The organism is Micromonospora sp. NBC_01699, assembly GCF_036250065.1.
GTDB lineage: Bacteria > Actinomycetota > Actinomycetes > Mycobacteriales > Micromonosporaceae > Micromonospora_G.
Genome location: NZ_CP109199.1, coordinates 4,962,480 through 4,982,669, shown reverse-complemented (window position 1 = coordinate 4,982,669; position 20,190 = coordinate 4,962,480). Strand labels below are relative to the sequence as shown.

Below are 20,190 nucleotides of genomic sequence, written 5' to 3'. Positions count from 1 at the left end.
AACTAATCAGGACCGGAATGGATTGCGGGTGAATTGGCCTGCGAGCTGGCATGCAACTGAAAAGTAACTCCTTGACGTCAGGGCAGGTTTCTCGCTATGCCTCACCCGACAAGAGCGCGGCGGATATCGCAAGGCCAGGAGAAAATGCACGTTGCGACAGCGAGATTCTGACGTTTACACAGATGGAGTGCAGGACATGAGGCGAGTCGACGCTCATGGGACTCGGGTCGTCATGAATCGTGGAACCGGTCGTCGCATCATTTCAAGAATAGACGCGACAACCGTCATGGGTGGCAGTATTCAATTGCTCAACGGGGTCCGATGACTGACGACCAGACCAAGACCCGCGGGTACCCGGCCGAACCTGCCGACGTCGCCGGCGTACTCGCCGGGCACCAGACGGTCGCACACGCCCATGTGCTGGCCGGCCGGAACGAGACCCACCTCATCGCGTATGTCGTGCCCCGCGATCGACGACGGGTTCCCCGGGCGGCTGAGCTGACCGCCCATCTGCGGGACCGGCTGCCCGTGCCAACGGCACCACAGGCGTACGTGGTCCTCGACGCGCTGCCGATGACCGACGACGGGGAGGTGAACCTGGCCGCGCTGCCGCAGGCCAACCACTGGAAACGGCGGGAGCGCGTACCGTATGTCGCGCCCCGGACCGCTACGGAACGGGGGGTCGTCAAGATCTGGGGTGCGGCGGTCGGCATCGATCGCGTCGGGATTCGGGACGACCCGTTCGACCTCGGTGGACACTCGTTGACCGCGCTCCGCGTGATCGCCCGGATCAGGTCGGAGTTCGGCATCGACCTTCCGCTCCGAGGGCTGTTCCAGCACCGTACCATCGCCGAACTCGCCGACTGGCTGGAGTCCGCGCAGCCCGATCCGGCCCTCTCGATCCTGCCTCCGGTTTCCGAGCTGGACACCGACACCGGGATCCCCCTGTCATTTCAACAGGAACAGATTTGGTTCCTTCATCGATTCGCTCCGGACACCATTGCCCACCATGCGCAGACGACGATCCGCGTTGCCGGCCCCTTCGATCTCGACCGGCTCGACCGTGTGATCACGGAAATTCATCGACGGCACGAGATCCTGCGCACCACGTACTCGGAGGTCGGTGGTAGACCGTGGCAGGTGGTGCATCCGCCACAACCGGTCCAGGCCGCACGACTCGACATCAGTAACATTCGCGAAGGACAGCAGAAACTGCTGGACGAGATCGTATCCGGCGAAATGCGCAGGCCGTTCGCCATGGAACATCTGCCGCTGATTCGCTGGACCGTGGTGCGGCTGTCGGACGAGGTATACGAAATCATCGTCGTGCAGAACCACCTGCTGCACGACGGGTGGTCCTTCTCGCTGCTGATGCGCGACTTCAAGTCGCTGTACAACGCGTTCGCCCAAGGCGTCGAGCCATCGACGGCCGAGCTGCCCATCCAATACCGGGACTTTGCGCGCTGGCAACGCTCGGCGCTGGAGACCCCGCCCATGCGGGCGCAGCTCGCTTACTGGCAGAACCAGCTCAGCGACCTTCCACCCCGGCTGGAGCTGCCGGCGGACCGCGCCAGACCCGGGATCCAGAGTTTCCGCGGGCAGACCCTGCGGGTGGACCTGCCAGCCGGGCTCGCGGCGGCGCTGCGCTCATTCTGCCGCGCTCACCGGGTGACGTTGTTCAGCACCATGCTCGCGGCCTTCTACGCATACCTGTACCGCTACACCGGACAGCGGGACATCTGCGTCGGGTCTTCGTTCGCCAGTCGACAGGTGCCCCGGACCGAGGACCTGGTCGGCATGTTCGTCAACACGGTGCTGTTGCGGTGCGAGGTCGACGCCACGCTGGGCTTCGAAGACCTGGTCGGAAAGGTACACAGCGTCGTGCTGGACGCGACGGCGAACGAGCTGTTGCCGTTCTCGGAGCTGGTCCGGGTGCTCAACCCCGCTCGGGAGCCGGGCCGTAACCCGCTGACCGACGTCCTCTTCAGCATCGATGACTCCCCGATCCCGAACCTAGACCTTGCCGGAGCGACCGGGACGATCTTCGAGCACGGGAATGGCGCGGCGAAGCTGGATCTGAACGTCGTGGTGATCCCGCGCGCGCAGAGGCAGGGCCCCGACGCCGATCACACCGACGGCCGGATCACCATGCTCTGGGAGTACGGCGTCGATCTGTTCGACCGCGCGACCGTCACCCGGATGGCCGAGAGCTACCTGCGGCTGCTGGCTGATGCGATTGCCGGGCCGGCGGCACCGCTGTTCAAGCTGGCGGTGCTCGGCCCGGCCGACCGCGTCAGGATGCTGACCGACTGGAATCCCGAGCGCCATCACCCTGCCGACGGCGGCCCGCTCGTTCACCAGGCGGTCCGGGCGCGGGCCCGGAACACACCGGACGCACCGGCCATCCGCGACGGGGCCCGCGAGGTCAGCTACGCCGAGCTGATCCGTCGGGCGGACTCGCTGGCCGGCATCCTCCGCGCCAACGGTGTCCTGCCCCGTACGTTCGTGGGTCTGTGTCTGCCCCGTGGCGCGGACCTGGTGATCGCCGAGCTTGCCGTGTTGTGCGTCGGGGCGGCCTACCTTCCCCTGGACCCGGAGAATCCGCCGGCACGCCTGGCCGGCCAGTACGCCGCCGCCGGCGTCGTCCTCGTCATCACCGACAGCGTGATCGCGAACCGCCTTCCGGGTGATCTCGCACGGCTGCCGATGGACCGGCTGCCGGATGTTCCCGATGCGGTCGACGCCGGTCCGTCGGACCAGGCGGCGTACAACGACCTCGCCTACCTCATCGCGACATCCGGCTCGACCGGCCAGCCGAAGATCGTGATGGTCGAGCACCGGTCGCTGTCCAATGTCGTCGCCTGGCGTCGTCGGCGCTGCGACCTCGGTCCGTCCGACCGGGTCGCCCAGATCGCCTCGCCCGGGTTCGATCCGTCCGTGACCGACATCTGGCCGACCCTGACCTCCGGCGCGACCCTGTACGTGCCCGACCAGGACACCAAGCTCGATCCCGGGCGCCTGCGCTCGTGGCTGGTCGACGAGGGGATCACCGTCACCGAGTTGCCGACGGCGCTGGCCGAGCGCGTGCTGGCGCTGAACTGGCCGGCCGGGTCGGCCCTGCGGAAGCTGATCATCGGGGGCGACCGGCTCCGGGTCCGGCCGTCCGGCGACCTGCCGTTCCGGGTGCTCAACGAGTACGGCCCGACGGAGACCACGGCGACCGCGACGGCCGGGCACATCGAACCCGCCGAAACCCCGCACGGACCGCCGGACATCGGCCGTCCGATCGCCGGAACCAGCGTCTACATCTTGGACGCGTGGCAGCAGCTGGTCGCGCCCGGAGTGCCCGGAGAGCTCTGGATCGGCGGCATCGGAGTCGCCCGCGGCTACCACGGTTCGGCCCGGCTCACCGCGGACCGCTTCGTCCCCGACCCGTTCTCGGACGTCCCCGGGAGCCGGATGTACCGCACCGGCGACCTCGCCCGGCACCTCCCGGGCGGTCAGATCGACTTCATCGGCCGTCGCGATCGCCAGATCAAGCTGCGTGGCTACCGGATCGAACCGGTCGAGATCGTCGAGGCACTGCGCGCACACCCCGCGGTCACCGACGCGGTGGTACTGGCCAGGACCAGCGAGAACGGGACGGGGGAGAAGCGTCTCGTCGCCTACCTCGAAGCGGAGGACCGGCCGGCGCTGCGGCAGCAGCTGCGTGAGCATCTTGCCGGCAGGGTGCCGCGCTACATGATTCCCACCGATCTTGTGCTGCTGGACTCGTTACCGCTCAACCGGAACGGGAAGGTGGACGAGCAGGCTCTGCCGGCTCTGGGGCCGGCCGAGCCCGACCCCGATTTCCGGGCGCCCCACACCGGTACGGAGCGGTGGCTCGCCGAGACCTGGTGCGCCGTACTGCGGCTGGAACGAGTCGGCCTCGACGACAACTTCTTCGAGATCGGTGGGCACTCGCTGCTTCTGTTCGAGGTGCAGCGGGCGCTCGCGGGACGGGGTCACAAGCTGTCGATCGTGACGTTCTTCGAGCACACGACGATCCACCACCTGGCGACGTACCTGGATGAACGTGACCTGGACTCCGGTAAGGATGCCGGCGAGTCCGATCGAGCGGCACGACGGGGCGCCGGGCGCGTTCGCCTGGACCGGCGCAGGGCAGCCCTGCGATCGGCCGAGCTGACGAACGCCTCCGGCGACCCCGAGGAGACCACGTGACCGACGAGTTACCGCAGGCCCGCCGCGGGCTCTTCCGGATAGGCGTGTCTCTCATCGGCCGCGGTTTCCGCCGCCGGAATCTCCGAATCGTGGTGGACGACGTCACGCAGCTTGGGGATTCTGGAAAGCAACGGCGGCAGGACAGACAGGGCGTTGAGTCCGGCGGCCAACCAGAAAACGCCCGGTAGCCCGATCACATCGACCAGCAGTCCGCCGCCGGCCGCACCCAGAGGAATGACGCCCCAGGTGGCGAACCGGAATACCGAATTCATTCGTCCCAAGAGGTGCGGTGGCGTCACGGCCTGGCACAGGCTGACCTGAAGGACGTTGAAGATGAATGCGCCGAGGTAGGCGACGAACATTCCCGATGCGAATGTCACCGGCCCGGTGGAAATCGGCAGGATGGCCGATCCGGCGGTGAACAGCACGATCGAGGCCATGAAGGTGATTCCGGTGCCGAAACGGCGTGCGAGCGGCTCCGCCACGAGCGCCCCGACCACACCGCCGCCGTTGCCAACCGCCAACGCGACACCGATCACCGCGGGGCTCAGGGACAGCTCCTCGGTCGCGAAGACCACTTGCAGGGCAAGGATGATCGCGGACGCGAGCTCGGCGAGCGTGGCGCACAACAACAGCGGGCGCATGAGCGGGTGGCCGAACACGAAGCGCATGCCCTCGCGGATGTCCTGGCGGAGGCTGTTCTTCTCGGGCGGTCGGTCCACCGGCGCCGGCTTGCGGATGCGGAGGACGTAGTACGCCGACGACAGGTATGTGACCGCGTCGGCGAGCACCGCGAGTGGGGCGGTGAGCAGCTGCACCATCAGGCCGCCGACGGCCGGGCCGCCGATCTGGGAGACCGAGCGGGACAGTTCCAGCTTCCCGTTGGCGTCGACGAGGCGGTCCTGGGCGACCAGGGTGGGCAGGACCGACAGCTGCGCGACGTCGTAGAACAGCGCGCCCAGGCCGATGATGAAGGTCACGACGTACAGCAGCGGCATGCTGAGAAAGCCCATGGCCAGCGCGATCGGCACGGCGAGCAGTGCCATCGCCCGGATCAGGTCGGCCCCCACCATCACGGCACGCGTCGGCAGCCGTTCCACCCAGACGCCGGCGGGGAGACCGATCAGCAGGATCGGCAGGTACTCGACGGCCCAGAGCAAGCCGATCTCGAACGGCGTCGCGTCGAGGGCGAGCAGTGCCACCAGCGGCAGGGCCAGCAGGGTGATGCCGGTGCCGAACAGGCTGGTGGTCTGGGACAGCCAGAGGTTGCGGTAGTCCCCGACGGCCCAGAGGCTGCGGCGCAGACTCGATCGCCACACGGTCGTCTTGGGCATGCTCTTCCTTTGTGGTGGGTGATACGGGAATTCGAAACAGATTGCCGGTCCGGGCTGTCCGACTACACATTGTGACCAAATGGCGACCGGGTGAGCGATCCATTCTCACTAGACCCAGTGGATGCCCGTCTTGTCAAGCGGTATCGCCGAATAAGTCGACGACCAATGTGTACGGCGCAGCTCATCGACATCACGAAATGTCTGCCTGATGTTAACCCGTCTTTCTCCTGTGAACGCGCGGACGGATGGTTACGCTCCAACCGGCACCGCGCCAGACATTTTCGCGGGTGATTGCCTATTCGACGTCACTTCCGTCGCGTCGGCGTCCCGATCGATACCGCCCGGAGACCGAGATATGAGTACTGAGGACGTTGACGACGGCGGATTCGTCGCCGTCACGGCCATGGCGGGTCGTTTCCCGGGAGCTTCGGACGTCGAGACCTTCTGGGACAACCTCTGCAACGGCCGGGAATCGGTGTCGGTGCTGTCCGACCAACTGCCGGCGGCGGACGGGCACGTGCCGGCCTACGGTCTGCTGACCGATCCGGAGCTCTTCGACGCCGACTACTTCGACTACTCGCCCGAAGACGCCCTGATCATGGATCCGCAGCACCGGCTGCTGCTGGAGTGCGCACACGAGTCTCTCGATCGGGCCGGGCACGGCGGCCCGGAACGCCGGTCGACCGGCGTGTTCGTCGGGGGGTCCATCACCGACCACGGCGCCCTGGTCCGGGCATGGGGACGGGCTCGGGGCGTCCCGCTGCCGGACTCCCGAGTCCAGCAGGGGAACGACCTGGACTTCCTCGCCACCCGGATCGCCTACAAACTGGGCCTGACCGGGCCCGCCATGGCGGTCCAGTCAGCCTGTTCCTCGTCCTTGGTGGCGGTGCACGTCGCCATCGGCTCACTGCTCGCGGGTGACTGCGAGATGGCGATCGCCGGCGGCGCCTCGGTGCTGGCCGCTATCCCGACGCTGCATCACGACCCGGACGACATCTTCGCCGACGACGGGCGCTGTCGTCCGTTCGACGCGCAGGGCCGCGGCACCGTGCGGGCGAGCGCGGTGGGCCTGGTGGTGCTCCGTCCGCTCGCCGAGGCGCTGAGCGACGGTGACCATGTGCACGCGGTCATCCGCGGTACCGCGGTGAACAACGACGGCCGGCGCAAGATGGGTTTCCACGTACCGAGCGTGGCCGGGCCGGCCGGAGCCGCCCGTACCGCTCAGTTGGTGGCCGGTGTCGACGCCGACGAGATCGGCTACGTCGAGGCGCACGGCACCGGCACCGCGCTCGGTGATCCGGTCGAGGTCGCCGGGTTGACCAGGGCGTTCCGCCAGAGCACGGACCAGACGGGATACTGCCGGATCGGATCGGTCAAGGCCAACGTCGGCCACGCCGACGCGGCCGCCGGCATAGTTGGATTGATCAAAACAGTGCTCTGCGTGGAGCACGGTGTGCTCCCCGCCAGCCTGAACTTCAGCGAGCCGAACCCGGCGATCGACTTCGCGTCCTCCCCGTTCGTCGTCAACGACCGGACGGTCCCTTGGGAGTCCGGAGGGCGGGCCCGGATCGGCGCCACGAACGTGATCGCGGTCGGCGGTACCAACGCCCACGCTGTGGTCGCCGAGCCGCCGGCCCCGCTCCCGACGACCCCGGGACGACCGGACCACCTGCTGATCCTCTCGGCTCGGACCGGGTCCGCGCTCCAGGACGCCGCCCGCAGGCTGGCCGACCACCTCGAACAGCATCCGGACGCCGATCTCGCCGACGTCGCCTGGACCCTGCAAACGGGCCGGTCGATGCATCCCGAACGCCACTTCGTGGTCGCGGCGGACGTACCCGGGGCTGTCGCGGCCCTGCGCGGGAGCCCGACGGGCGGGCACGGTCCCGGCCCTGCACGGCGACCGCGCATCGTGTTCCTCTTCGCCGAGCCCGGCGGTGACCGCACCGGCTCCGTCGCTGCGATCCAGCGCGCGGAGGAAGTGTTCCGCGCCCACCTGGACGAGATCACCGAAGCCGTACACCCGCTTCTCGGCCACGACCTCCGCCAAGCGCTGCTCGCGGGTACGGAGAGCACGCCCGCAGCGCACCTCGCCGTGCAGTACGCGACGGCGAGGCTGCTGATGTCCTGGGGTCTGCGTCCCGACGCCGTGGCCGGGCAGGGGCTCGGCGCCCGCTGCGCGGCGGCCGTCGCCGGGCAGCTGAACCCCGCCGACACCGGCCGCCTGATCGTCGCCGGGACCGAAGCCGAGGCCGGCGCGGCCGCGGCCGCCGGGGGGCCACTGCTCTGCGACGTTCCGGCAGCGCTGGACGGCACACCGGGGCAGTTCGTCGTGCACATCGGAGCGGGGCGGCCGGCAGCGCCCGCCGCCGGCGGCGTCGAGTCGGTGTCCGTCGACGTGCTGGACGAGCCCGGGCGGTCACCGACCGGCCTACGGTCGGCGCTCGCCGCGATCGGCCGGCTCTGGACGGTCGGGGTGACCGTCGACTTCGCGGCCCTGCACACCGGCGAACGACGGCGCCGCCTGCACCTGCCCACCTATCCGTTCGAGCGACGCCCCTACCTGGTGGCCCACTCGATTTCCCCCGACCTAGGAGAACGACTTCCGTGAACGACATCGAGCGAACCATCCAATCCATGCTGGTCACTGACCTGTTCGTCGAGATTCCGGCCGACCGGATGACCCCTGACGACCGGCTGCGTACCGACTTCGGGCTGGACTCCCTCGGCTTCGTCGAGTTGCGGGTTCAGTGCGAGAACACGTTCGGCATCACCATCACCGATGCCGAGGCCACCCCGGAGAACTTCACCAGCATCCGTACCGTCGCCGAACTCGTCCGCAGCCTCCAGGCCAGGTCCCCGGCCGCCGGCGACTGAACACCCGTACGTCTACGGCCCCTCTGCACAGCACCGCCGAAAGGAAACACTCATGACAGCCGCCGACGTGATCGGGTTGCCCGGGCACGCATCGACCCGGCCCTGGTTCGACCGCGACGTCCAGTTCGACCACTACGGAGCCGAGCCGCTGCCGTTCGGGTGCACCGGAGCGAGCGGGATCGTCCAGCACTTCGTCGAGCTGACCGGCGGCGCGGCGGGGCGCTCCTTCGACGTGCTGGACGCCAGCGGCGGCTACGGGTCCGCCTGCCTGGGCGCGGGGTCGGAGGTAATCGCCGCGGCCATGGCGGCCGCCGTCCGGAACGCAGGCTACGTGACCGACGAGGTCGCCTCGGCGGAGCGCTCCCTGCTCCTGGAACGGCTGTTCGCCCCCGGCGGGCTGTTCGCCGACCGGTTCCCGGCGGTGGACTACCGGGTCAGCGGGCGCAACTCCGGCTCCGAGGGCGTGGAACTCGCGCTGCGCCTCGTCCTGGAGTCGCGCTTCGACCGCCGCCGGTTACGGGCCGTGCCCGGGGCCGAGCAGCGCGACATCGTGCTCGGGTTCGAGGGGGCGTGGCACGGCTGGTCCGGGGGGCTGCTCCCGCTGCTCAACCGCCGCCACTACCGGATCGGCCTGCCGACGATCGCCCCGGAGCGGTTCGGTTTCCGCACCGACCACCTCCCGTTCGGCGACCTCGACGCGGCCCGGAGGTGGTTCGAACGCAACGGGGACCGGGTCCTGGCGGTCGTGGTCGAACCGATCCAGGGCGACGCCGGGATTCTGGTGCCCGAGCAGGGCTACCTGCGCGAGCTGGCCACGCTGGCTGAGCGCAGCGGCGCGCTGCTGGTGGCCGACGAGGTCCTGACCTTCGCCAAGACCGGCCGGTTCTTCGCGATGACCGACGACGCGGGCCCGATCCCCACCGATGTCACCGTGATCGGCAAGAGCCTCGGCATGGGCGCGCTGTCCACGTCGATGGTCATCGCGCGCCGCGAACTCGGAATTCGCCCGACCGGCGCCGTGGCCACGTCCGACCTGCGACCCCTCACCTGCGCGGTGATCCGGGCCGGGCTCGATCACATAGTCGCCGAAGGGCTGCTGGAGCGATCCGCGGTGGTCGGCGCCCAGCTGGGCCGGCTGCTGCGTGACCGGGTGGTGGCCGAGTTCCCCGACCTGTACCGCGAGGCCCGCGGCGTGGGTCTGATCCACGGGATCGAGCTCACCGACCACGCCGCCGCCCGTCTCGGTGACCTGCGTACCGCCATGATCCGCAACGGCGTGTACGTGGAGTTCATGTCCGGGGCCGGACGCCGTTCCCACGGCCTGCGATACCTGAACGCGACGATGCGGGTGGCACCGCCACTCGTGGCGACCGCGGACGACATCGAGTCGATCGCCACCCGGCTGGCGGCCGGGTCGCGTGCCGTAAGGGAGGCCGCGGCGTGACGCGGCTGCTGCCGGTCCGCCGCCGCGTCGAGCACGCCGACACCGACGCGTCCGGCGTCGTGCACTTCGCCCGGTATCCGGCATTGCAGGAGACAGCGCTGCTCCAGAACCTCGAACGGCTCGGCGTCGGCCTCGACGTCCTCGCCGCTGCCGGGTTCGACCTCGTCGTCACGGAGGCGACGACGAAATACCGTTCGCCCGCTCGCTATCCCGACGAGCTCAGCCTCGAACCCGTCGTCGGGCACCTCGGCGCCGCGCGCGCCCGGATCGACACGACGATCCGGCGGATCGCGGACGGCGTCGAACTCGCCACCGGCTCCCTCGTCGTCGCACTCACCGACCGCACGACCGGCGCGCCGTGCGCGCTGTTCCCCGCCCTGCACGCCGTTCTTGAGGAGACCTGCTCCGATGCCCTCCGTTGAACCAGAAGCCGTGGCCGACCCCGGCCGCACGATGGGTTTCGCCGAGATCAAGACCTGGCTACGCCACCGGCACCCGATGCTCTACCTCGATCGCGTACTCGACTTCGAACCGGGCGTGCGGCTGGTCAGCAGGCTCTCGGTGTCGGCGCAGACAGACGCGATCGCCGGGCACTTTCCGGACCGCGCGATCTACCCGGCCAGCCACCTGAGCCAGGCCTTCGCGCAATCCGGGATCATCCTGCTCCAGGTCAGCACCTCGCGCCTCGCCGACGACGAGCTGACCCTCGTCGGAGCGATGAACTCCCGGTTCTTCCGGATCGTCGCCCCCGGTGACACGGTGACGATCACCGTCTCCGTCGACCGCCAGCTGAACAACACGTTCTTCTTCTCCGGCCGGGCCGTCGTGGACTCGACGACGGTTGCCGCGTTCCGTGCCAACCTCGTCCGGCGGAACGTCGCCGACATGGGGCACCAGTGGTGGTGAGCGGCCCGCGCGGCGACAGCGACGTGCTGATCACCGGGATGGCCTGGTCCACGGCGCTGGGCTCGGATCTGGACGACGTGTGGCAGGCGTTGCTGTCGGGGGCGACCGGGATGACACCGGTGCCGAGCGCCCACCCGCTGCGCAATGACCGGGCGGCGGTCCTGCCGGACTTGCCGGTGGACCTCGATCCGGTACGGCGCCAACTTGAGGCCGGCTCGCGGACCGTACGGGCCGCGGTGTCGGACGCGGGGCTCGATATCACGGACCCGCGGCTACGCCTGGTGGTGGGCACGAGCTATGGGTCGCACCTGGACGTTCCGCCCGACGGGCTGAACGTGTGGGGCGACGCGCTCGCGACGGAACTGGGCCTGGCCCGCCGGCCGCTGGTGGTCAGCACCGCCTGCTCGGCGGGCTCGGACGCCATCTCGGTCGGGGCCGCGCTGATCGGCGCGGGCGAGGAGGAGATCTGCCTCGTCGGCGGAGTCGACGTGCTGACCCCGGCCAAACGGCTCGGGCACTCGGCACTCGGCACCATGTCGCCCACCGCGCTGCGGGCCTTCGACGCGAGCCACGACGGCACGATCCTCGGCGAGGGCGCGGCGTTCCTCGTACTTGAGGAAGGCAGTTCGGCGCGGGCACGCGGGGCCCGCCAGCGGGGTCGGCTGGCCGGCGTCGGCTCGGCGAACGACGCCACCGGCCCGACCGCTCCCGACCCGAGCGGTGACACCGTCGTGCGGGCGGTGCACGCCGCCCTGGCCGCGGCCGGTCGCGGCACCGTCGAGGTCGGGGTGCTCAACGCGCACGGCTCCGGCACCCCCGTCAACGACGACGCCGAGAGCCGTGCCTTCGCAACCGCCTTCGCGAACGGAGAGGCAGCGGGCGCAGTGGCGCCCGTCGTGTTCGCGACCAAGGGCGCCTTCGGGCACACGCTGGGGGCCACCGGAGCGCTGGAGGCCGTAGCGGTGTTGCTGGCCCTGGGTGACGGCAGGGTGCCGCCGGTGCCCGGGCTACGTACGGTGATGGCTGGTTTCCCACTGCCCCTGCCGAGCGGTGGCGTGCCACTGCCGTTCACCGGCGACGTCGGACTCAGCGTCACCATCGGGTTCGGCGGGTTCACCACGTGCCTCGCGCTGGAGGCCCCCGCATGACGGTCGAGGACATCGCGGTGCTCGCCGGAGCCGGGCTGGTCCCGCTGGCCACGGCCCGGGCCGGCCGCGCCCCGAACGCCGCACCACACCGACAGATCCCCTCCCTGTACGCCGACCCGGCATCGTGGTTGGTTCTCGAAGCCGTCGACGAGCTGTGGGCCGGATGCCCGGACGCCGTGCGGGCGGCCCCCGAGACCACCGCGATGGTCCTGGTCAGCACCTACAGCACCATCGACACGATGTCGGCGATCGCCCGTGCCGTACCCGGCGGACGGCTCTCACCGCTGCGCTTCGCCGGGGCCAGCGCCGGTGGCCCGGTCAGCCTCGTCTGCCAGGTGCACGGTTTCCGCGGGCCGACCCTCGTCATCACCAGCGCCCCGGAGGACGGGTGCCCGGCAGCGTGGACGATGGCCCGGCACTGGCTGCGAACCGGTGCGGCGAGCCACGTCGTGGTCGCCGTGCACGACCACGATTCGCTACGTGGCCACGAGGTGCGGTGCGTGGTGGTCGGTGCCGCACCGGGCCGGCATCCGTCGGGAGGACCGCGGTGAGCGCGAGCATCACCGGCGTCCCGGACCGTGCCGCGGTGCTGGCCTTCCTGGCCGCGTCCGTGGACGCAGAATCAGGTCCCGGCAGGTCCGACGAGCCCGAGGTCGTCGTCGACGCGGTCGCCGGCTTGGACCTGCCGCCCGGTTCCCTGGTGCTGATCGCGATGCCGAACGGCCGGGTCGCGCTCGCCGCGTTCTTCGGGGTATTGCTCGCCGGGGCGGTTCCGGTACTGCTACCACCGGCGGCGGGAGCGGCGCGGATCAACGAGATCAGCCGGCAGCTGGGTGGCGCGGCGCTGATCGCGCCCCGGATCGACCCGGCGCGGTACGGGGCGACGGAGGTGCACCCGCTCGGCGACCGATGCGAGGCGGCGCTGCTGGCCGACCGGCCGCACCCGCGGTACCAGCCGGGCGAGGTGGTGCTGATGACGTCGGGCACCTCCGGAATCACCAGCGGTTGCCTGCACGGCGTCGACGCGCTGATGCGCAACGCCGACCGCCACGCCACCGCCATCGGCCAGCGCGCGGACGACACGGTCCTGGTGTCGCTGCCCCTGTACTACTCCTACGGCCTGGTCGCGCAGGCGTTGGCCGCGTTCGTGCGGGGGGCGCGGCTGGTCGTCTCCGGACCGCCGTTCACCCCCCGGTCCTTCACCGACATCATCCGCGCCCACGACGTCACGGTGTCCTCGCTGACGCCCAGCGCGGCGGCCCGGCTGGCCGTGGACCCGCCGGCCGGGCCACCCGCCCTGCGGGTGCTCACCGTCGGCGGCGACGCACTCGACCCGGCGCAGGTCGGCTCGCTGCTGGCCAACGGGCCGCAACAGGAGCTCTACCTCACCTACGGCCTCACCGAGGCCGGCCCGCGGGTCACCACGCTCGCCGCGCACCGGGAGCCCGAGCACCGCTGGGGCTCGGTCGGCGTCGCGCTGCCGGAGGTGCGGACCTACCTGCGCGACGCACCGGGCGAAGGGCCCGGTGCGGAGCTCGTCGTCGAGTCCGACACGGTGCTGCGCCGACGGGTCCCCGGCGGCGCCCCGACCGTCACGGGCTCCGTCGCCACCGGCGACCGGTTCGACATCGACGCCGACGGCTACCACTTCTTCCGCGGACGATCCGGCGACTCGGTCATCGTCGCCGGGGAGAAGATCTGGCTGCCCTCGGTGCGCCGGATCGCCGCCGAGCTGCCCGGTGTCCGGCACGCCGCCACCACCGTCTACCGCGACGACCACAACGAGTTGCGCTACCGCCTCGACGTCACGGTGGACGACCCCGGGCCGCGTCAGGCGGCCGAGATCGAGCGCGCCCTCAACCGCGTCCTACTGCGCGCCGAGCGACCACATCGGATCACCCTGGGCAAGGCAACGACGGAGGAGTGGCGTAAATGAGTCCCGCGACGATCACGGTCCCGGCGCTGCGTGCGGTCGCCGAGCGCGTACGGCTGACACCGCACGTCGAGGCGGTTCGCTCGGCCCACGAGTCCATCGACTACCACGGCCTGTGGGAGCGATCGGCGCAGGTAGCGGCGCGGGTCGGGCAGCTCGGCGCCGTCCCCGGTGCGGCGGTCGGCGTACACCTGGAACGGTCCGTTGATCTTGTGGTGACGCTGGTCGGGCTGCTGCGCTCCGGCTGCGTCGCGGTGCCGCTGGACGTCGGTTATCCGCCCGAGCGGCTGCGGTTCATGTGCGCCGACGCCGGCGTGGAGCTGATCGTCGGCCACCGGGGTCCCCTCGACCGGCTGGGCGGCTTCACCACCGTCGTGACCGATGGCGAGGTCCACTACGCGGCGGGCCCGGCCCGCCCGGTGCCGGAACCCGCCGGCCACGACATCGCCTACATCGTCTACACCTCCGGGTCCACCGGCCGCCCGAAGGGCGTGCGCTACGGCCACCACAACCTTGCCAATCTGGTGGCCTGGCAGGCCGAGGCCAGCGAGTGCGGTGCCGGGGATCGGACTCTCCAGTTCGCCCCGTCGTCGTTCGACGTGATCTACCAGGAGGTGCTTCCCACCCTCGGCGAGGGCGGCACCGTCGTCTGTTGCGACGAGGACGACCGCCTGGACCCGCAACTGCTCTGGGACCTCATCGAGCGGGAACGGATCAACCGACTCTTCGTACCCTTCGTGATGATCCAGTCGCTCGCCCTGTTTGCCGCCGAGGCCACCCCGCAGACGCACCCGCTGCGCGAGATCCTCACGTCGGGGGAGCAGGTGCAGTGCACGGCGGCGATCCGGGCGATGTTCACCCGGCTGCCGGACTGCCGGCTGGTGAACCAGTGGGGCACGACCGAGACCCACGTCGCCACCTGGTACCGGCTGCCCACGGACGTGGCGGACTGGGTCGACCTGCCCTCGATCGGCAGGCCGATCACCGGCACCGCCGTGCGGGTCTGCGATCCGGACGGCCGGCCGGTGCCGGACGGCGAAGTGGGTGAGCTGTGGATCACCGGTGCCGCCGTGGGACCCGGCTACCTGAACCTGCCCGAGCGCACCGCACGGAGCTACCGCACCGACCCGCTGGACGCGGCCGTACCCGCCTACCGCAGCGGGGACCTCGGCCGGGTCACCCCGGACGGCCTCCTGGAATTCCTCGGCCGCCAGGACACGCAGGTCAAGGTGCGCGGTTTCCGGATCGAGCTCGGCGAGATCGAGAGCGTGCTGGCCGCGGACCCGTCCGTCGGACAGGCGGTGGTGGTGGTCGCGGGCTCCGCGGCGCAGGAGCGGAACCTGCGTGCCTTCCTCGTGCCGAAATCGGTTCCCGAGGACCCCTCGGCCTGGACGGCTGGCCTGCTCACGGCCCTGCGCGACCGGTTGCCGGCCTACATGGTGCCGGTCAAGGCCGAGGTCGTCGAGTCGTTGCCGCGCACCCCCAGCGGAAAGGTCGACCGGCTCGCCCTGGCCGCCCGGGATACCAAACCGACGGCGAGCGGGAAAACAGCATGATCGAGAGGGTCACCGTGGCGGCGCCGGACCACATTCCGGCGCTGGACCGGGCGGCGGGACCGCTTCCGCTGTCGGGCGCCCAGCGGGCGCTGTACCTGGTCGAACTGCTCCACCCGGGTACGCCGATGTACAACATCACGGTGGCGGTCCGGTTGGCGGGCCCACTCGACGTGCCGCGGCTCCGGAGCGCCGTCGCGCGTGTCGTCGCACGGCACGAGTCGCTGCGTTCGACCTTCGTTCCCGGCACCGCGCCGTCGTTCGAACCCGTGCTGCGGATCGGCGACCCGGCCGTGGAACTGCCTGTCGTCGAACTGGACGTCGACGGGACCGAGAGCGCGGAGGCGGCGGCGCTCCGGCTGGCCCAGGCATGGGCCGACGAGCCGTTCGACCTCCGGCGTGGACCGCTGCTGCGTACGCGACTGCTCCTGACGGGGCCCGGTAGGCACCTGCTCGTCGTCACGATGCACCAACTGGTCTCGGACGGTCCGTCGCTGCAAGTGTTCTTCGACGAGCTCGCGCAGGGGTACGACGGTGAGCCCGAACGCGCCGCGCCGGCCCTCCGGTTCGCCGACTTCGCGGCCTGGCAGCGGGCCCGCCCGGTCGACGCCGTGCAGCTCGGCTGGTGGCGCGAGCACCTCGCCGGGGCCCCGATGGTGCTGCGGCTGCCGACCGACAAGCCCCGCCCGCCGGTCGTCGGAACCCACGGGGGGAACCACCGTCACCTGCTGCGCGCCGCGGTGATGACCCCGGCGCTGCGGCTGGCCCGGCAACTGCGTGTCACGCCGTTCGTACTGGTGCTGACCGCGTACGCCGCCTTCCTCTCCCGCCTCGCCGAAAGCCGCGACGTGCTGGTCGGCGTCCCGGTGAGCGCCCGCGACCGCGCCGAGCTGGAGAGCATGATCGGGTTCTTCGCCACCACCCTCCCGGTGCTCGTCGAGGCGCACGCCGAACGGGGCTTCGCCGACCTGTGCCGGTCGGTGCAGGCGGAGCTGCTCGACGTCCTGACCTACCGCGAGGTGACCATGGAGCAGCTCGTGCAGGAGCTCGCGCCCGTTCGCGACCCCGGGCACGCCCCGCTGGTCCAGGCGTTCTTCTCCTTCGAACAGGAGCCGATCGTGAGCCCGCGTCTGGCGGGCCTGCGCACCACGGCCATCGACCTCCCGCCGAGCGGGGCGAAGGTCGACCTCGACATGCTGGTCTTCCGCTCGGCCACCGGCGGGGACGACTTCGACCTGACGCTCACCTACCGGACCGATCTGTTCGAGGCGGCCACGATCGCGCGGATGGCCGAACACTTCGAACGGCTGCTCGTCGCGGCCGTCACGGATCCGGCCGCCCCGATCCGGTCGTTGCCCGGCTCGGTCGAGGACGTCTTTCCGCTCCCTCGTCGCGCGGCGGTTGCGGCGGCGCCCCGCCTCGATCTCACGACGTCGGCCCACGCCGGCATGGAACAGAGCCTCGTCCAGATCTGGCGGGAGGTGCTCGGCCGCGACGACGTCGGCTTCGACGACAACTTCTTCGACCTCGGGGGTACGTCCTTCGCCCTCACCGCCGTACACACCCTGATCGGTGCTCGTACCGGGGCGAAGACCTCGCTGGTGTCGCTGCTGGAGTTCCCGACGATCGCCGCGCTCGCCCGGCACCTGGGCGACGGCCCCCGGACCGGACCCGCGGTCGCGGAGCCGGCCGGTCCGGCGCGTGCCGCCGGGCTGCGCGACCGCCGGAACCGGCTGCTGCAACGACGGTCCGGACGGGGGGCCGGCGAATGAGCGCGAACGTCGAGGGGGCCGGGAACGGGACGGCCGCCGTCGTCGCCGCGGTCTGGTGTGAGCTCTTCGGGGTGCAGCAGGTCGAAGCCGACGACGACTTCTACGCGCTGGGCGGGCACTCGATGCTCGCGATCCAGATGGCGTCCCGGTTGCGGACCGAGCTGGGGCTGCGCGTACCGGTGCGCACGATCCTGGAGAACCCGACGGTGGCCGGTCTCTCCCGGCTGCTGGACGAAGCCGGCGGCTGAACCTTACGGATGACTGTTGCCAAGTGAACCGAGTGATTGGCGGAAGATGTACGAGGACTCTGCCGACGAGGACATGCAGACCGCCGTGGCCGTCATCGGTTTGGCTGCCCGGATACCCGGCGCCGCTGACCTCGACGACTTCTGGGCCGCCCTCGCCGAGGGCCGCGATCTGACCACTCGCCTCGACTCCCGAGTCAGGTACGGCGTGGTCGCCGACGCCGATCGGTTCGACGCCGCGTTCTTCGGGATGGCACCGCGCGATGCGCAGCTGCTCGACCCGCAGGATCGGGTGTTCATCGAGTGCGCCTGGGAGGCCCTGGAGCACGCCGGCTACGACCCCGGCACCTACCCGGGCGCCATCGGTGTGTACGCGGGGAGCAGCGAAACGGACCATTTCGCCGAGCTGCGTTCGCAGCGGCACCGGTTCCCGGAGACGACCGACGAGCAGCTCCGGCTCGCCGGCAGCCGGGACTTCCTCACCGGCCGGGTGGCGTACAAGCTGAACCTGCGCGGCCCGGCCGTCACCGTGCAGACCGCCTGCTCCACCTCGGCCGTCGCCGTCCATCTGGCATGCCAGGCCCTGCTCGCCGGCGAATGCGACATGGCCGTGGCGGGTGGAGTCGCGCTGCGTGGCGCGACCGGCGCGCAGGACGGTGACGACCTGCTCTCACCGGAGGGCTACTGCCGGCCGTTCGACGCGGACGCCGACGGGATGGTCGGCGCCGACGGGGCGGGAATCGTCGTACTCAAGCGGCTGTCCGACGCGCTTGCCGACCGGGATCACATCGACGCCGTACTCATCGGGTCGGCGCTGAGCAACGACGGTTCCGACAAGGTGGGCTTCACCGCGCCGAGCGTGACCGGACAGGTGACCGCGACCCGGACCGCGCACCTCGTCGCCGGTGTCGCCCCCGACACGATCGGGTACGTCGAGGCACACGGAACCGGCACCAGAATCGGCGACACGATCGAGGTCCGCGCACTGTCGGAGGCGTACGGGCCGGGATCGCCGGGCAGTTGTCTGCTCGGCTCCGTCAAGTCGAACATCGGCCACACCGACGCGGCGGCAGGCGTGATCAGCTTGATCAAGGTGGTGCTGTCGCTGCGGCACGGCCTCATTCCGGGCACAGCGCACTTCCGCCGCCCCAACCCACTCCTCGATCTCTCGGCCGGCCCGTTCGTGGTGACGAGCGAGGCGACGCCGTGGCCGCCGGGTGGCGGCCCCCGCCGAGCCGGGGTCAACTCCACCGGGATCGGCGGGACCAACGCCCACCTCGTCGTGCAGGAGGCGCCCAGCGCACCCGGATCCCCCGACGACGGCCGCCACCACCTGTTGCCACTGTCGGCGCGCACCGTTGCGGCACTCGCCGAGGCGGCGGCACGGCTGCGCGACCGGCTCCAACGGGACCAGGTCGCCGTCGCCGACGCGGCATGGACCCTGCAAACCGGCCGCGCGGCGTTCGCCCACCGCGCCTTCGTGGTGTGCCGCGACCGCGACGAGGCGATCCGGGCCCTGACGGACCTGGCCGAACATCCGGGGCCACCCGGTGCGGCTGGTGGACACGCGCACCTCCGGGCATCCCCGGTGGACTCTTCCGCGCACACGCCGCACGTCGCGTTCCTCTTTCCCGGTCAGGAGGGCCGGCAGGTGGGCATGGCGCGCGAGTTGTATCAGCAGGAGCCGGTCTTTCGCGCGGCGATCGATGACTGCGCGGCTCAGGCCGGCGCTGACCTCGGCCTGGACCTGCGACGGGTGCTGTACCCGGAGCCCGGCGCCGAGGCGCAGGCGCAGGCGCGGATGTCCACGATGGCCGTTGGTCAGCCCGCGCTCTTCGCCGTCCAGCACGCCCTGGCGCAACTGTGGGCATCCCGTGGGATCAGCCCGAACGCCGTCCTCGGGCACGACCTGGGCGGATTCGTTGCCGCCGTCTCGGCCGGGGTGCTCAGCCGGGCCGATGCGCTGTCGCTGGTGCTCACCCGGGGTCGGCTCCTGGACCACCCGGCCCTTGTCGACGACAGGTCCGATGAGTACGCCGACGCGGTGGCATCGGTGCGACCGAGCCCACCGCGGCTCCCGTGGATCTCCGACCGGACCGGCGCGCCGGTCACCGCGCGCGAGGCGTGCGACCCGGCCTTCTGGACCGGTCACCTGCGGGACACCGTCCGCGTCTCCGATGCGTTGGAGACCCTGCTCGCCAGCTCCGCCGGGATCCTGCTGGAGGTCGGCCCGGGGGAGCTGCTCGGCGGCCTGGCCCGGCAGCACCCCGGCCGCACGATCGTCGCGAGTCTGCCGGAAGGAGCCGGGGGCGCCGTCGAGTCGCTCCACGCCACCGGCAAGTTGTGGCAGGCCGGGCTGCCCGTACGCTGGTCCGCGCTGTACGACGGCCGGTCGCCCCGGCGTGTCCCGCTGCCCACGTACCCGTTCCAACGCGAGCGGTTCACGGTGGACGACCCCATTCCCGTGGCGGCGCTCGCATCACCGGACGCGGCGGACCGGACGACGACCGAGCCGTCCACCGAGGTCGAGAAGGCGATCGCCGAGGTGTGGCGCGAGGTGCTCCGAGTGTCGCACGTGGGCATCGACGACGACTTCTTCGAGCTCGGCGGTCACTCTCTGCAAGCCACGCGCGTACTGGCCGGGCTGGGTCCCGCGCTGGGCCCGGACGCCCCTCGGCTCACGATCATGGATTTCTTCGACAACTCCACGATCCGCGAACTCGCCGCGCTCGTGAATGGAGAGCCCCGATGACCTCC

General features: G+C 70.8%; 14 protein-coding genes. 13 read left to right on the top strand and 1 reads right to left on the bottom strand.

All coding sequences use genetic code 11. From position 1 onward, the window contains the following. The first annotated feature begins 321 nt into the window (after positions 1–321). Positions 322–4,221, top strand: a complete 3,900-nt coding sequence (locus OG792_RS20540; RefSeq protein WP_329101259.1) for an amino acid adenylation domain-containing protein — start codon at positions 322–324, stop codon at positions 4,219–4,221. An 8-nt stretch (positions 4,222–4,229) separates the two neighbouring features. Here the strand turns inward: OG792_RS20540 and OG792_RS20535 are convergent, their stop codons facing one another. Further along, positions 4,230–5,555 (bottom strand): MFS transporter, encoded by a 1,326-nt coding sequence (locus tag OG792_RS20535; RefSeq protein ID WP_329101258.1) that lies wholly within the window; start codon positions 5,553–5,555, stop codon positions 4,230–4,232. Between the two features lie 355 nt (positions 5,556–5,910). Between OG792_RS20535 and OG792_RS20530 the strand changes: the two genes are divergently transcribed. The 12 genes from OG792_RS20530 to OG792_RS20475 are packed head-to-tail and all read left to right on the top strand — an operon-like array spanning position 5,911 to position 20,185. Continuing rightward, complete coding sequence (locus tag OG792_RS20530) at positions 5,911–8,166, top strand: type I polyketide synthase (RefSeq protein ID WP_329101256.1); 2,256 nt, start codon at positions 5,911–5,913, stop codon at positions 8,164–8,166. Between the two features lie 26 nt (positions 8,167–8,192). Further along, complete coding sequence (locus OG792_RS20525; RefSeq protein ID WP_329101253.1) at positions 8,193–8,432, top strand: acyl carrier protein; 240 nt, start codon at positions 8,193–8,195, stop codon at positions 8,430–8,432. 52 nt (positions 8,433–8,484) lie between these two features. Beyond that, the gene (locus OG792_RS20520; protein ID WP_329101252.1) at positions 8,485–9,876 is read left to right on the top strand and encodes an aminotransferase class III-fold pyridoxal phosphate-dependent enzyme; all 1,392 of its coding nucleotides are present in this window, start codon (positions 8,485–8,487) and stop codon (positions 9,874–9,876) included. Continuing rightward, the gene (locus OG792_RS20515; protein WP_329101250.1) at positions 9,873–10,298 is read left to right on the top strand and encodes an acyl-CoA thioesterase; all 426 of its coding nucleotides are present in this window, start codon (positions 9,873–9,875) and stop codon (positions 10,296–10,298) included. The genes OG792_RS20520 and OG792_RS20515 overlap by 4 nt, the downstream gene beginning before the upstream one ends. Next, positions 10,285–10,782, top strand: a complete 498-nt coding sequence (locus tag OG792_RS20510; protein WP_329101248.1) for a 3-hydroxyacyl-ACP dehydratase FabZ family protein — start codon at positions 10,285–10,287, stop codon at positions 10,780–10,782. Before OG792_RS20515 ends, OG792_RS20510 begins: the two co-directional genes overlap by 14 nt. Next, on the top strand, positions 10,779–11,930 hold the full coding sequence (locus tag OG792_RS20505) for a beta-ketoacyl synthase N-terminal-like domain-containing protein (RefSeq protein WP_329101246.1): 1,152 nt from the start codon (positions 10,779–10,781) through the stop codon (positions 11,928–11,930). Before OG792_RS20510 ends, OG792_RS20505 begins: the two co-directional genes overlap by 4 nt. Further along, entirely contained in the window at positions 11,927–12,481 is a 555-nt protein-coding gene (locus tag OG792_RS20500; RefSeq protein ID WP_329101245.1) for a hypothetical protein, read from the top strand. Before OG792_RS20505 ends, OG792_RS20500 begins: the two co-directional genes overlap by 4 nt. Next, positions 12,478–13,866: a class I adenylate-forming enzyme family protein gene (locus tag OG792_RS20495; protein ID WP_329101243.1), complete on the top strand. Its 1,389-nt coding sequence runs from the start codon at positions 12,478–12,480 to the stop codon at positions 13,864–13,866. Before OG792_RS20500 ends, OG792_RS20495 begins: the two co-directional genes overlap by 4 nt. Beyond that, positions 13,863–15,419: an amino acid adenylation domain-containing protein gene (locus OG792_RS20490; RefSeq protein WP_329101241.1), complete on the top strand. Its 1,557-nt coding sequence runs from the start codon at positions 13,863–13,865 to the stop codon at positions 15,417–15,419. Before OG792_RS20495 ends, OG792_RS20490 begins: the two co-directional genes overlap by 4 nt. Then, positions 15,416–17,188: a condensation domain-containing protein gene (locus tag OG792_RS20485; protein ID WP_329101239.1), complete on the top strand. Its 1,773-nt coding sequence runs from the start codon at positions 15,416–15,418 to the stop codon at positions 17,186–17,188. The genes OG792_RS20490 and OG792_RS20485 overlap by 4 nt, the downstream gene beginning before the upstream one ends. Further along, positions 17,185–17,436 carry a phosphopantetheine-binding protein gene (locus tag OG792_RS20480; protein ID WP_329101237.1) on the top strand — a complete coding sequence of 84 codons (252 nt, stop codon included), beginning with the start codon at positions 17,185–17,187 and terminating at the stop codon, positions 17,434–17,436. Before OG792_RS20485 ends, OG792_RS20480 begins: the two co-directional genes overlap by 4 nt. 46 nt (positions 17,437–17,482) lie before the next feature. Further along, the gene (locus OG792_RS20475; RefSeq protein WP_329101235.1) at positions 17,483–20,185 is read left to right on the top strand and encodes a type I polyketide synthase; all 2,703 of its coding nucleotides are present in this window, start codon (positions 17,483–17,485) and stop codon (positions 20,183–20,185) included. The last annotated feature ends 5 nt before the right edge of the window (positions 20,186–20,190 follow it).